The 14971-nt window shown below is 46.0% G+C and carries 10 protein-coding genes; 5 read left to right on the top strand and 5 right to left on the bottom strand.

Features of this window, described 5'->3' with window-relative positions:
- The first annotated feature begins 286 nt into the window (after positions 1-286).
- The gene (locus BEL04_RS11970) at positions 287-1183 is read left to right on the top strand and encodes a pirin family protein (RefSeq protein ID WP_066004075.1); all 897 of its coding nucleotides are present in this window, start codon (positions 287-289) and stop codon (positions 1181-1183) included.
- Between the two features lie 3 nt (positions 1184-1186).
- On the opposite strand, the gene purU is transcribed toward BEL04_RS11970, so the two are convergent.
- The 5 genes from purU to BEL04_RS11945 all read right to left on the bottom strand — a co-directional run bounded on the left by purU (position 1187) and on the right by BEL04_RS11945 (position 7528).
- On the bottom strand, positions 1187-2014 hold the full coding sequence (gene purU / locus BEL04_RS11965) for a formyltetrahydrofolate deformylase (RefSeq protein ID WP_066004073.1): 828 nt from the start codon (positions 2012-2014) through the stop codon (positions 1187-1189).
- A gap of 35 nt (positions 2015-2049) precedes the next feature.
- Complete coding sequence (locus BEL04_RS11960) at positions 2050-4161, bottom strand: beta-galactosidase (protein ID WP_083227897.1); 2112 nt, start codon at positions 4159-4161, stop codon at positions 2050-2052.
- A 153-nt stretch (positions 4162-4314) separates the two neighbouring features.
- Positions 4315-4668, bottom strand: coding sequence for a hypothetical protein (locus BEL04_RS11955; protein WP_066004070.1), 354 nt, complete (start codon positions 4666-4668; stop codon positions 4315-4317).
- A gap of 171 nt (positions 4669-4839) precedes the next feature.
- Entirely contained in the window at positions 4840-6183 is a 1344-nt protein-coding gene (locus BEL04_RS11950) for a PAS domain-containing sensor histidine kinase (protein WP_066004068.1), read from the bottom strand.
- Entirely contained in the window at positions 6173-7528 is a 1356-nt protein-coding gene (locus tag BEL04_RS11945; RefSeq protein WP_066005223.1) for a sigma-54 dependent transcriptional regulator, read from the bottom strand. The genes BEL04_RS11950 and BEL04_RS11945 overlap by 11 nt, the downstream gene beginning before the upstream one ends.
- A gap of 249 nt (positions 7529-7777) precedes the next feature.
- Between BEL04_RS11945 and BEL04_RS11940 the strand changes: the two genes are divergently transcribed.
- From BEL04_RS11940 to BEL04_RS11925, 4 genes are all read left to right on the top strand, one after another.
- Positions 7778-9031: an efflux RND transporter periplasmic adaptor subunit gene (locus BEL04_RS11940; protein ID WP_066004065.1), complete on the top strand. Its 1254-nt coding sequence runs from the start codon at positions 7778-7780 to the stop codon at positions 9029-9031.
- Positions 9032-9148: 117 nt separating this feature from the next.
- Positions 9149-9826, top strand: coding sequence for an ABC transporter ATP-binding protein (locus BEL04_RS11935; protein ID WP_066004062.1), 678 nt, complete (start codon positions 9149-9151; stop codon positions 9824-9826).
- 143 nt (positions 9827-9969) lie between these two features.
- Positions 9970-12393: an ABC transporter permease gene (locus BEL04_RS11930; RefSeq protein WP_066004059.1), complete on the top strand. Its 2424-nt coding sequence runs from the start codon at positions 9970-9972 to the stop codon at positions 12391-12393.
- Positions 12394-12502: 109 nt separating this feature from the next.
- Positions 12503-14914, top strand: a complete 2412-nt coding sequence (locus BEL04_RS11925) for an ABC transporter permease (RefSeq protein WP_066004056.1) — start codon at positions 12503-12505, stop codon at positions 14912-14914.
- Positions 14915-14971 lie beyond the last annotated feature (57 nt).

The raw sequence follows: 14971 nt of genomic DNA, 5'->3' as shown, positions 1-14971 counted from the left end.
TCATTGGTTGATGTGTTCATTAGTTTATTGGTCTGTTATGATGGTGAGACATGGGTATGCCCATGTTATACCCATGAGTACCCATGTGTTTTTATGGGTACAAAAAACACAAAAGCCGCAATTAGGGCATATAGGGGCATATTTGATAGAAAGTATAGTAAAAATACCCATATTTACCCATGTGCTTTTAGTAGCAAGTAGTTAGTATCAAGTAACAAGACTATAAAAGGCATACTTGATACCTGATACTTGCGACTTGATACTTTAAAAACACCGAAGAATACCTATGTCTAACATCAATCTCATTATTGAAGAACGCCCGCGCAACATCGGCAATTTTATGGTTGGCCGTTTGCTGCCCTTTAAGGATAAGCGCATGGTTGGGCCGTTTATCTTTATCGATCATATGGGCCCGGCAACTATGCCTGCGGGGCAAAATTTTGATATCCCGCCACACCCGCATATCGGCTTATCGACGCTCACCTTTTTGTTCGACGGTAATGTGATGCATAAGGACAGCCTGGGCACCGAAATGGAAATTACGCCCGGACAGGTAAACTGGATGACCGCCGGCAAAGGCATTGTACATTCGGAGCGGACACCCGCGCGTTTACGTGATGGCGAAAAGAGCCTGCACGGTTTACAGATATGGGTTGCCCTGCCAAAAGAGTTTGAAGAGATGGAGCCGACATTCTTCCACGCTAATGCCGAAGAGCTGCCTTACTGGGAAACAGACGGTATAGCTTACCGGCTCATCGCAGGCGAAGTGATGGGCAAAAAATCGCCTGTGCCGGTTTACAGCAAGCTGTATTTTTTAGAATTGAAAAGCAAATCGCGGCAAACGGTAAAAATTGGCAACGAATTATACGGCGAGGCCGGTTTATATATTTTGGATGGGAGTATTGAAAGCGAGGAGACAACCTTCGAACCCAAGGAGTTGCTGGTAGCTAAAGACAATACGCTGTGCGAGTTTACCATGAACCCTGATACCACCATTTACTTTTTTGGCGGCGAGCCTTTTGCCGAAGAGCGTTTTATTTACTGGAATTTTGTAGCGACCGACCGCGAAAAGATAGAGCAGGCCAAACAACGCTGGCGCGATCAGCAATTTGACCGGGTACCCGGCGAAACGGATTTTGTACCGCTGCCGCTGGAAAATCCAAACCTAAAGCCGCATAATTAGTATTTATTCGAACACTACGGTCTTGTTCTTGTAAACAAACACGCGGTCATCGAACACCAACTGCAGGGCTTTTGCCAATACGGATGTTTCGATCTCTTTACCGGCTTTTACCATATCGGCTGTGGTAAAACTGTGATCAACGGGAATGATCTGCTGAGCGATGATCGGGCCTTCGTCCAGGTCGTCAGTCACAAAATGCGCCGTGGCGCCAATAAGTTTCACACCGCGTTCAAACGCCTGCCGGTAAGGATTAGCGCCGATGAATGCCGGTAAAAACGAGTGGTGGATATTGATGAGCTTCCCGGCAAACCGTGCAGTAAACCCCGGAGATAAAATGCGCATAAATTTAGCCAGCACTACATAATCCGGATCATATTGTGTGATCACTTCGCCTATTTCATCTTCAAATCGTTCTTTGCTTTTTTCTTCGTGCGATAGCCAAAAGAACGGCACGCCAAAGCGCTCGCAAATGTTTTGCAGGTTGTTATGATTGCCGATAACGCAGAGCAGATTAGCTCCAAGGGTACCAAAGTAATTGCGTATCAAAATGTCGGCCAGGCAATGGTATTCTTTGGTTACCATTACCACAATGCGTTTTTGCGGTTCGGGGTTGATGGTGATCGTAGCATTATGAGGCAGTACATTGCGCAGTTTCTGTTCAAACTCGTCGCTTACACTACTTTGCGCTACCTCTATCCGTACAAAAAACCGGTTCTCAATTGCATCCACATGCTCACGCATGGATATGATATTGAGCCTTTCGTTAGCTATCACGCCCGATATGGCCGCTACCAATCCAACCTTATCCGGGCATTGTATAACGATGATCATGCTTCAAATAAAAACAAAAACATTGAATAAAAGCACTATTTCCAAACAACCACATCGGCCGGGTTGAGTATTTTACTACCGATCAGTATTTTAGCCGTTGCCGGGATAGGCACAAGGTACGGTTTGGCCGAGTAGTTTACGCCCACCCAAAAGCCGTCGCGCCACTCGAGTATCACACCTTTGGGTAAATTGGCTACCGGGATACCGGCCTGCTCGTAAACCTTTTTCAAAGTGGCTTTTTCAAGCTCGCCGTCATCGGTATCCGGGCCAACAAATGTAACTGTGCCTTTGCCTAACTTATGGTTGATCACAGCGGCACGGCCTGCGTAGTACTGGTTGCTGTAACTTGCCCAGGTTTCGGTACCCGGCACCGGGTCGACCACATCGGCCCAGTTGTTCCATTTATAGGTTTTCAGGCCCATTTTTACAGTACCCCAAACGGTATCGGGCAGCAAATCGTAAAACGAAACCTTAGCGCCAATGAGTTTAGAGATCGGCTCGGAGTAATGCATCTCCCACAGTTTGTCGTTACGGTCTTTTTGCCCGGTACGGCAACTGAGTACAAGGTGACCACCATTCTCAACGTACTGCGTCCAGCGTTCAACCAGTTTGGCGTCCAGCAGTTCGTATGCCGGAGCGATCATCACGGGATATTTGCCGAAGTCTTTATTCTCGGTAATCACGTCAACCGGGCAGTTCAGCTCTTTCAAGGCACCGTAATAACGCATCAGGTGATCCATAAAGTTCCATTGGTTGGTTTGCGGCTGGTTATCTTCTTCCCAGCGGTTATCGGGGTTATACAGTACCGCTGTCAATCTGGAAGCATAGTCCTTTGGCATTTTGGCGTTCGGGTCGTAATCCTTTTTGAGGCTCTTCATCTCTTTGATCACCTTGATGTACTCCTGCCCGCTGCGGCTCGGCGTAACGCCGTCGGTGCCTATGATGCCGTAATGGTATTGCTCGCCGCCGGTAAGTGGTTGCTTAAACCGGTAGTTGCAAACAAATTTATTGCCGCCGGCGAAAGCATGCCATATCCACATACGCACCACGCCGGGCATAGGCTGCGAATTGAATTTACCCCAATTTACCTGGCCGGGCTGCAGTTCCATTACGCCGGTCGTGCCGTTTATCGGCCTGAACAGGTCATTCGAGAAAGCGATGCTGGTTGGCGATCCCATCCTGAAACCTTGCGGGCCCAAACCTTTATCGTACCCGGCAACCAGGTATTTGGTATAAGTCACAAAGTCGAGATTGGTAAAGCGGGTAGGGTCGACCTGGTCGTGCGTAGGCATCAGGTTGGTAGTTATCCATTGCTCAGGCAAAATGTACTTACGCAGGATATCGTACTGCATGCCCATAAACCCGGTCACTTCATCCGCGCTGAAGCGTTTAAAATCCAATATGGCAGCAGGGTTTGCCTGCGCGATGAGCTCTTTATTGTTCGGGCAGCGTACCTGGCTAAAATCGCTGTAGCGGATGCTCCAAAAGGCTGTTCCCCAAGTTTTATTGAGGGTTTCTATATCGTGATACTTGTTCTTCAACCATTTTTGAAAGCTGGCTTGCGCCGCCGGACTGTAATCATATTGCCCGTAGTGCGATGGCTCGTTATCCAGTTGCCAGCCCCATATGCGTTTATCGGTGGCGTAATGCCTGGCAATGGCTTCAACCATTTTGCTCACATACTCGCGGTACACCGGGCTCGACCAGCTGCACTGTTGCCGCGAACCATGCTGCATGGTCACGCCAAGTTCGTTCACCATCAAAACTTCGGGGTGCTTTTGCTCCAGCCAAACCGGCGGCGTGGGCGACGAGGTGCACATGATTACCTTGATGCCGTTCTGGTGTGCAAGCTCAACGGCTTCATCGAGCCATTTAAAATCAAAATGGCCTTCTTCGGGTTCGATAAATGCCCAGGCAAATTCGCCAAAGTGCGTAAAATCAAAACCGACCTCGGCCATTTTTTTCAGGTCGCGCGCCCAGTATTCGTGCGGCCATTGCTCGGGATAATAATATGAGCCTATCGGCATCAGGTCGGCTTTCGGGAAGAATTTATCGGCGCTTTGCGCGTTCGCGGCATTTGACAGCCAGGCTAATAGCAAACAAAGGCACACACCGGCTACATGGCGGAAGGTTTTGAGCGGTAACATGCTGCTTGTTGGTTTAAGGCAGCAATATATTTATTATTTGTCAGTTTGACACAGCACAAAAAGAAAAACCTTTGCAGTGCCCTTGTATCATCCATCGCGCGGCAGATGATGCAAAGCACCGCAAAGGCAAACTCATAAAAAAGCCACCTGTAATTACAGGATCAATATCAACAATAAAATGATAATGATGATGGCACCGACCGATAAATAAATACCACCGCCGCCGCCGGCCGCGCTAATGGCGTTTGCTTCGTGGCGCATTTCTTTTAATTCAACTTTCAGTTCTTTCTTTTCGGCACGTGTCAGGCTCGATTTATCCATCGCTCTGATCTCGTTCACCCGGTCTTTAATTTCTTCGATGCGTGCCTGACGCTCTTCGGCGGTCATCGTCGCAATATATTCTTTGGTATAAGGTGTGTAAGTTGTGATTGGGGTAGCGGCCTTTGATGTGTTGATGGCAAACAAGAATAGCAATGCAGTTGCCAATAGGTACATTTTTGTTTTCATGGAGGGATGTGTTTAGTTATCTACTAAAGGTTTGAAAGCGGGAATTGTTTTGGAAAAAAGAAGCAAGTGGCAAGAACCAAGCGGCACCAAGACCCTTTGCTGTTAGAAGTCTCCCGGCTTCAAACGAATATACATGCAGTTTTCAGACTACAAAAATTCCATTAGTGATATCTAAAACAACAACACAAACGCCGAACCTTCACCCAACACCGATTGCACCTGGATATTGCCTTTATGCAGTATCATAATTTGCTTGCACAAACTTAAGCCGATACCGCTGCCGGTTTTGCGGGTGCTGAAGAAGGGGATAAAGATCTTCTCGATCAGGTCGGGCGGCATACCCACGCCGTTATCGGCAATTTTGAGTTGAGGTTTACCGTTGGGGCGCAGCTCGGCAGATAAAGTAATGCAAGGATTTGCCCTGTCTTTCACCGCTTCGATGGCGTTTACCAATACGTTGATCAGCACCTGTTCTATCAGGTTAATATCCACCTCAATAGCCATTTGCGGGTCGCGCAGTACAATATCCAGTTCGATATTCTTTTGATCTAAGGTGGGTGCCATTAAACTGCTGAGGTTCTCAAACAGGTCGCGCACCAGTATTTTGGTCAGGTCGAGCCGGGTAATTTTGTTTAAACTGCGGTAGCTTTCGGTAAATTTGAGCAAACCCTCGCTGCGGCGCTTAATGGTATCGATGCCCAGTTCCAGGTCGTCGAGGTCGCCACCTTTGTTTTTATTATCCTGCGAATAATTGCGCAGGCGGTTTTTCAGCGTGTCGGCCAGCGATGATATCGGCGCTACCGAATTCATGATCTCGTGCGTCATGACGTTCAGCAGCTTTTGCCAGGCTTTGCTTTCGGTTTCATCCAGCGCCTCGCTCACGTTTTGAAAAGCCAGCAGGCGGTAAACTTTGTCGTCAATCCGCATCACGCTCACGGTCAATAATATTTTGATCACCTGTTTGTTGCGGGTAACCGATACTACCTTGCTATCGCCGGGCTTAATGGCCATCGCCTCGTTATACAAAGCTTCGTCGCGCTTTTTAAGCGATTCGATGGTTTTAAGGTAAGGGATGCCGAATATTTTTTTGAACGATTCGTTCATCCAGCCTATTTCGCCTGTTTCTTCTTCGTACGATATAATGCCGTTATCAACCAGTTCGAGTATCTTTTGCAGGTAATGGTATTGCGTTTCTCGCTCGCGGCTGATCACTTTAAATGTAGTATTGATATCGTTGAACCCCTTGCGCAAAGGCTTAAGTTCGGTAGGTGCGCGGCCAACATCAAAGTGTCGCGAAAAATCGCGGTAATGTACCGATTCAGCAAAAGCTTCCACCTCGTCCTGCGCCTTTTTCTGAAAGCGCAAAAAATCGTATAGCTGATAGGCGATGATGGGCAGCGTGATGATCAGGTAGATATACCACTCCTTAACCATCAAAAACGCGGTAGCCAGCAAGGTTATAAACAACAAGGCTATCCGCAATAAAATGCGCCATTCGTAACGTTTAAATATCATACTTGCTCAATCTGCGGTAAAGCGCGGTACGGGTAAGTCCCAGCTCTTTTGCGGCGCGGGTTATGTTGCCGTTGTGTTTTTCTATCACCCGTAAAATGGTGTTTTTTTCAACCATGCTCAGCGGCATATCGTCTAAAGGCTCGGGAGCTTCGGGCGCTGTTTCAATCGATGAAAATATCAGGTCGGCAGCTTTTAACACCGCGTCATCGGCCATAATTACAGCTCGCTCAATGGTATATTGCAGCTCGCGCACGTTACCGGGGTAATGGTAACTGTTCAGCTTTTGCAAGGCACTTTCGTCGAAGCTGATAGCCGCTTTCAAATATTTAGTAGCATATACTTTAGCAAAATGCTTAGCCAGCAAAGCAATATCGGTATTGCGCTTACGCAGCGGCGGCATGGTTATTTCAACGGTATTGATACGATATACCAGATCCTTACGGAAACGATTTTCGTTAGCCAGTTCGTGCAGCGGTAAGTTGGTGGCGCATATCAGGCGGATATCAATATCGGTTGGCTTGTTATTACCCAGGCGCGTAACCTGCCTGTTTTGCAAAACGGTTAGTAATTTGGCTTGTTGCTGCAGCGATATATTGCCTATTTCATCCAAAAATAAAGTACCGCCGTTAGCATCTTCAAAACGGCCGACACGTTCTTCGCGGGCATCGGTAAAAGCACCTTTTTTGTGCCCGAACAATTCACTCTCGAACAAAGTATCCGTCAGTGCACCAACGTCTACCTTAATAAAAGGCTTATCCGCCCGCATCGACCGTTCGTGGATAGCTTTCGCTATCAGGTCTTTCCCCGTACCATTCTCGCCCAGCAGCAATATATTGGCATCGGTAGGCGCTACTTTGTTCACTTTTAAAAACACATCCTCCATCAGCGGCGATTCGCCTAAAATAGTTGTGCCCGATGTACTGCTTTTGACAGTGACTTTCGCCGATTTTGGCCCGCCTTTTTTATCCAGCAGGTCTTTAATGGTATCTATCAGCTTATCGTTATGCCATGGCTTTACAATAAAATCGGCCGCACCTTCTTTTAAGCTGCGTACCGCCAGGTCGATATCACCGTATGCCGTGATCATGATCACACAGGCATCGGGCTTCCACTCTTTAATTTTTCGCAGCCAATACAAACCTTCGTTACCGGTATTGATAGCGCTGGTAAAGTTCATATCCAGCAGGATCAGGTCGGGTGTATTTTTTTGCAGCAGCCAGTTCAGGTTTTCCGGGTTTTTCTCGGTTATCACTTCCTGTGCTTCTGTCTTCAGCAAAAGCTTTACGGCTGTCAACACGTCGGGGTCGTCGTCGACAATTAAAACGGTGGCTTTTTTAAGTAGCATGGTTAGGGTGAAAATACAAATAAATATTTTTAATAAACCCATAGCAGTAATCTAACCATAAATGTAAATTGCTGTAATACAGTTTTATTGGCGCATCGCACAAAAAACAACTGTATCATAACCGTACACCTGCTGTTACAAAAGCGTACGCAGGTTATTTTAAAACAGCCTCTATATTGCTGATAAAGAGCCATTTATTTTATGGCATGTTCTTTTGGGTAAAGTTTAAACTGAAAATAAAATTATACTGTGGATAGAGTTATTGAGAAAAAAAAGTGGAGCCGTAAACGCATATTAACTATTGCCGGTGTAGCCGGTATTATCGTGCTTATTGGCGTCAGCTACTACTTAACATCGGGTAAAAGTAAGTTAAATGTCGATACCGAACGGATCACCATCAGCGAAATTACCAGGGCGCCATTCCAGGTTACCATCCCGGTAAACGGCGTGGTGATGCCGATAACAACTATCTATCTCGACGCTGTTGAAGGTGGCCGTGTTGAAAAGGTTTTTGTTGAAGACGGCACCATGCTCAAAGCCGGCGATCCTATTCTTAAACTATCCAACACCGACCTCGAGCTAAGCCTTGCCAACCAGGAAACCAGTGTGTACGCCGCGCAAACCCAAATGCAGATCTCAAAAAATAATGCTACCCAGGCTACCATCAGCAAGCTCAATCAAATGGCCGATGTGGAGGATGCTTACAACGAAGCCGAACGCGTGTATAAGCTGGATAAACACCTGTACGAACAAAAAGCCATCGGCATGCAGGAGTACCGCCAGGCCGAAATTGCCTACAACTACCAGGTAAAACGAAAAAGATTAACTACCCAGATATTAAAGCAGGATACCCTGCTCATCAAACAGCAGGAGCAACAGGCTAAAGAGCAGTACGCCCAAATGAAAACCGCGCTCGACCTGATGCGCAAAAAGGTATCCGATCTGGTTTTGCGCGCCCCTGTCGACGGGCAACTCACCTCGCTCGATGCCGAGGTTGGCCAAAGCAAAAATGTCGGCGGCCGCCTGGGGCAGATCGACGTGACTACCGGCTATAAGGTACGTGTTGATGTTGACGAGCATTACCTGTCGCAGATATATACAGGCTTAACAGGTACATTCAGCTTTGCCGATAAAAACTATACACTTAAGATAAAAAAGATCTTCAGCCAGATAACCAATGGTAAGTTCGAGGTGGATATGCAATTTGTAGGCGCCGTGCCCACTGGTATACGCCGCGGCCAGACACTGCAAATACTGCTTGCGCTGAGCGACGAAAGCAAACAGGTATTATTGCCCAAAGGCGGCTTTTATCAAACTACCGGCGGTAACTGGATATTTAAGTTAAGCGACGATGGCAGAACCGCCTACAAGGTTGATATACAGCTCGGGCTGCAAAACACCGATTACTTCCAGGTATTATCCGGGTTGAAACCGGGCGATAAGGTAGTAACATCGAGTTATGAAACTTATGGCGATATGCAGGAACTGGTACTGAAGAAATAGTCCCACCTGGCCTCCCCTTCAGGGGAGGAACCAGAAAATGGATAGATAAATGGAATTATTAAAATATTAAACAAAAAATAAAAAAGTCCCTCCTTCAGGAGGGGTTTGGGGAGGTCTATGATCAAAATTACTGCACTCGAAAAATTTTACCGCACCGAAGAGGTCGAAACCATCGCTTTAAACAAGCTATCCATTGAAGTTAAAGAAGGCGAATTTGTGGCCATCATGGGTCCATCGGGCTGCGGTAAATCAACCTTGTTAAATATCCTGGGTTTGCTGGATGACCCCGATGGTGGCAGCTACCTGTTTAACGGTACCGAAGTTGCCCATTTTAACGAGCGCAAACGTGCCGATCTGCGCAAGCATAACATAGGGTTCGTGTTTCAGAGCTTTAACCTGATAGACGAGCTGACCGTTTTCGAAAACGTGGAGCTTCCGCTGATCTACACCGGCGTACCATCGTCAGAGCGTGTTAGCCGGGTTGAAAAAGTGCTGGATAAAATGCAGATCATGCACCGCCGCAATCATTACCCGCAGCAACTATCAGGTGGGCAGCAGCAGCGTGTGGCAGTAGCCCGTGCGGTGGTGAACAACCCCAAACTAATACTGGCCGATGAGCCTACCGGTAACCTGGATAGCAGCAACGGTAACGAGGTAATGGAGCTGTTAACCGATTTAAACGAGCAAGGCACAACTATCATCATGGTTACCCACTCTGAGCACGATGCCCGTTACAGCCATCGCATCATCCGCCTGCTGGATGGCCAAACGGTAGTGGAGAATATTATGATATAATTAGTGAGTAGTGAATGGTGAGCGGTGAATGAAGATGTAAAAAGAAATTAATAAATGATCAGTTAATTAATGTGCATCTAAAGGCCCTTCTGCTTAACCGGCAGAGGGGTTGATGGATGAGATTATCAAATAACCCTCAGGCAATGATCAAGAACCATATCAAAATAGCATGGCGTAATCTGGTGCGGAACAGGACCTTCTCGCTTATCAACACTGTTGGTTTGGCAATTGGTATTGCTGTGTTTATTTTTATAATGCAATATATCGCTTTTGAGTGGGGCGCCAACCGCTTCCATAAAAATTACAAAAAACTGTATCGCATCAGTACTGTTTATAAAGAAGGCAACAGTAGCCATTATATCGCCCCGGGGTTTGCGCCTTTACTGAAAACCAACTGCCCTGTTATTGAAAACTATGTGCGTATTGCTGATGTAGCGGGTAACGGTATTGTAAGTTACCTGGCTGATAGAAACTCCGATCTGAAATCATTTCGCGAAGACAAAGTAGCCTATGCCGATCCTGACTTTTTGAGGATATTTAGTTTTCCGGTAATACAGGGCGATGCATCTTTAAACGAACCGCAAACATTAGCCCTATCCAAGTCTGTTGCCAGAAAATATTTTGGAGAAGCCAGTGCCATTGGCAAGGTGCTTACCGTAAATAATCAATTTGGGCATACCTTGTATACCGTTACTGCAGTTTACGAGGATATGCCTGCGCAATCAGACATTAAAGCCGATATACTCCTATCCTTTAAAACGTTAGAAAACCCGGCATTACGTAACGATAATGATTGGGCAGACCCTAAAGGCCTGAAATCAGGCTTTGTAAATACTTATCTGTTGTTGAAAGATAATGCCGATACGCAGCAGCTTAGTAAACAGATAAACAATACGGTTCATCAGTTGCAGCCCGAAAACCAAACCGACCCGATGGTTTTACAATCTTTTAGCGATCTGCACCTCGCTCCATCATTTAATTATCCATTACAAACGTTTGGCAACCTATTGCTGGTTAGCTTGTTTTTATGTATCGCAATATTGATATTGATAATTGCATGGGTAAATTATATCAACCTTTCAATCGCTCAATCGCTAAACCGCACCCGCGAAATCGGAGTGCGCAAGGTGTTGGGAGCTGTGCGCAAACAGCTGATCGGCCAATTCTTATGCGAAACGTTCCTGATCACACTGGGCGGTGTTTTTTTAGCATTGCTTATTGTGATTTTATTACAGCCTGTCTACAACGATTTTCTGGATAAAAACCTGTCACTGGCTATTTTGATGCAAGGATGGGTTTGGCTGATAGCGCCGGCCCTTATCTTATTGGGCTCACTGCTGTCCGGCGGCTATGTCGCTATCGTACTAAGCTCGCTTAACCCCATAAAAACCATCGGTAATAAGTTAGATGGTTTTACAAGGGGAATTTCATTAAGGCAGGGGCTGGTGATCTTCCAGTTTACAGTATCTATTGTTTTTATCGTATCAACATTGGTTTTATATAAGCAATTGGGGTTTATGCATAACCAGGATCTTGGTATGCAGGTTACCCAACGACTGGTGATTTCGGGGCCTGAAATAAACGGTGGTAAACTTCGTTCACAAAGCTTCAAAAACCAACTTGCGGCCTTGCCTTTTGTTCAAAAATATGCAGCCTCAAATGATATTCCCGGACGTGGATATAACTTCTCGGCAGACGGAATTACACGCCTTAACCCTACCCCCGGGGATGAAAAGAAAAGCTTTTCTATGTTACTAATAGACAATAACTACTTTGATACCTATGGTATCCAGCTTGTGTCGGGTCAAAACTTTACTGCCAACGATGTGCAAAATGGCTACTCCAATGCGCAGCGCATAATTATCAATCAAAAAGCGGCAATACAATTTGGGTTTAAGCGCGAAGATAACATTGTGGGGCAAAAAATAAACTGGGGTAAGCAATTTGAAATTATTGGTGTAGTTAAAGATTACCATCACCTATCGTTACACGAAGCGATACAACCAATGATATTTTTACCCGCGGTATCAACCGGTTTTTATACCATTAAATTAAATACGGATCACCTGCAGGATAAGCTGAATACACTCAAAAATTTATACGCAAAACAATTTCCCGGCAATCCGTTCGCCTATTTTTTTCTGGATGAAAATTATGATGAGCAATATAAAGCAGAGCAAAAGTTAGGAGATATATTCATTACGGCAGCTTCGATAGCTGTATTTATAGCTTGCATGGGCTTATTCGGCCTGGCAAGTTTTATTGCCAGGCAACGCACAAAAGAAATAGGCATACGCAAGGTATTAGGGGCAAGCGTGCTAAATATTGTCCGCTTAATATCAACCGATTTTTTGAAACTGGTAATCGTAGCAATAATCATCGCATCGCCCATTGCGTGGTATGCCATGGATAAATGGTTACTGAACTTTGCCTACCGCATCACAATCCAGTGGTGGATGTTTTTGCTGGCGGGTACTATGGCAATTATAATCGCTTTTATTACGGTGAGTTTTCAATCGGTAAAAGCGGCATTGGCAAACCCGGTTAAGAGTTTGAGAAGTGAGTAAGAAAGTCAATAGTCGATGGTCCATAGTTAAAATATAAAATGAAAAGACCATGGTCTATGGACTATCAACCATGGACAAAATAACATAATAACTAAATAACCCAATAACTATGCTCAGAAACTACATCAAAATAGCGTGGCGCAATTTATTGAAGCATAAAATATTTGCTTCGGTAAACATTACAGGCATGGCTGTGGCCTTTGGCGCGGTTATTTTGCTGAGTATGACGGCCTTTTACGAGCTTTCGTACGATGGCTTCCATCAAAATAAAAACAGTATTTACCAGCTATACCGCGAAGAACATACCCCCGCCGGCAACGATAATAACACCTCGGTATCGGCACCGCTCACCCCGGCTTTAAAAAACGCTTTTCCCGGTCTGTTAGCTTCACGCTTTGGCGATTTTGGCGGTACGGTTATCCGCTATCAAGGCAAGGAGTTTAATTATACGGTACGCACCGTCGACCCGGACTTTTTCAAAATGTTCAGCTTCCCTATCCTCGAAGGTAATCATGCTGAGCCTTTAAAGAATCTGAACGATATTGTTATCGCCAAAACCATCGCCGAAAACATTTTTGGCCATGCAGATGCTGTTGGCAAAGTGATACAGGCAAAAGTAAATAACGAGTGGCGCAACTTTACCATCTCATCGGTTATCAGCGATAACCCCAAAAACTCGAGTATTGATTACGACCTGATCGTGCGTTTTGAGCAGTCGCCAAATTATGCCGGGGGCAAAGATGATTGGGACATGAGCGATCACATCCTTTTTTTACAGCTGCCTGCCCAGGTTAACCATGCTCAGTTTGAAAAAAGGCTCATCGGCTTTACACACAAATACCGGGCAAGTACCATCGCTATGCTCAAAAGCAACGGCGGGCATCCCGACAGCGACGGCGAATATTACCGGTTGCGTTTAATCCCGCTTCCTGACTGGCATTTTAACAGCATCAGTGCCATGAACAACGGTACGAGCAAGTTTTACCCGTACCTGCTGCTGGTGATCAGCATATTTATTTTGTTTATCGCTACAGTAAACTTTATCAACCTGTCGTTAGGCAGGGCGTTTACCCGCGCCAAAGAAATTGGCGTACGCAAGGTATTGGGAGCAAGCAAAACACAGGTCATTATACAATTTTGTACCGAATCGGTGATCATCTGCACGGCCTCGTTGCTGATAGGGATGCTGCTGGCCTACCTGCTTTTCCCGCAGTACAAGCAAATATTTAACCAGTCTGTCATACTCAGTAGCTTATCGGGGAGCCTTTTGCCGGCTTACTTCATCGCCGGGTTTATCGTGGTTGCGCTATTAGCAGGTGGTTACCCGGCTGCCATCCTGTCATCGTACAAAATAGCGCAAACGGTAAAGGGTAAGATCAATACCGGCAAATCAAACAGCATGCGCAACGGCTTAATGGTGGTGCAGTTCGTGATTTCGAGCGTACTCATTATTTGTACAACCGTAGCCTGGCAGCAGCTTAATTATTTGCGCAGTAAATCATTAGGCTATAACAAAAGCCAGGTTATCAGCATCCCTATCGGCAGCAATATCGATCCGCAGCGCGCTTTGGAACTGATGCGTGTAAAACTGGCGGCCAACCCGCGCGTAGAAAGCGTTACCGGCACCGATATGAATATGGGCCGCGGGCGCGATAACAGTGCATCCACATCCCAAATGTCGTTCGATTATAACGGCAAACATATTAAAACGCACTGGCGCCGTATTGACTACGACTACCTGAAAACCCTGCAACTGCAATTGGTATCCGGCCGCGATTTTTCTAAAAGTTTTGGCACTGATACCGCCTTTGTGCTCATTAACCAGCAAATGGCTGCCTTACTGAGCAAAAAAGATGCAACCGGTACAACCATCACCATCGATAATAAAAAGCTGCAGGTAGCAGGTGTGGTTAAAGATTTTAACTTTCAATCCTTACGCAAACAGATAGAGCCGCTCACTATGCTGATGCAGCCACAGTGGCCCATCAGTTACATTTTCGTACGCGTAAAACCCAACGACATGCCGGCCGCTATGGCATCGATAACCGCAATGTGGAAACAGGTTAACCCTAAAGCCGAAAGCGACCCTTCGTTTTTAGATGAAAATACCGAGCGCCAGTATCAAAAAGAAAGCCGCTTATCCAAAATATTTATCAGCGGTGCGGTTTTAACCATCATCATATCGTGCATGGGCTTGTTCGCGATAGCGGTATTAGTGATCAGCCAGCGCACCAAAGAGATCGGCATCCGTAAAGTACTGGGCGCCAATATCTCGTCGATCGTGGCATTAATAGCTACTGATTTTATGAAGCTGATCTTGATATCGGCTGTAATTGCTTCGCCGATTGCCTGGTACAGCATGAACAGCTGGCTGCAGGATTTTGCTTACCGCATCCATATCCACTGGTGGGTATTTGTACTGTCGGGCGCTGTTGCCATGCTGATCGCATTTGTAACTATCAGCTTTCAGTCGGTAAAAGCGGCGCTGGCAAACCCGGTTAAGAGTTTGAAGAGTGAATAAGAAAGCCTATAGTCGATGGTCAATAGTCCATGGCTAAAATTGAACAAAAAAATTACT

Source organism: Mucilaginibacter sp. PPCGB 2223, assembly GCF_001705515.1.
Classification (GTDB): Bacteria; Bacteroidota; Bacteroidia; order Sphingobacteriales; family Sphingobacteriaceae; genus Mucilaginibacter.
The sequence above is the reverse complement of the archived record's forward strand: the minus strand, read 5'-3'. Positions and strand labels throughout refer to the sequence as shown.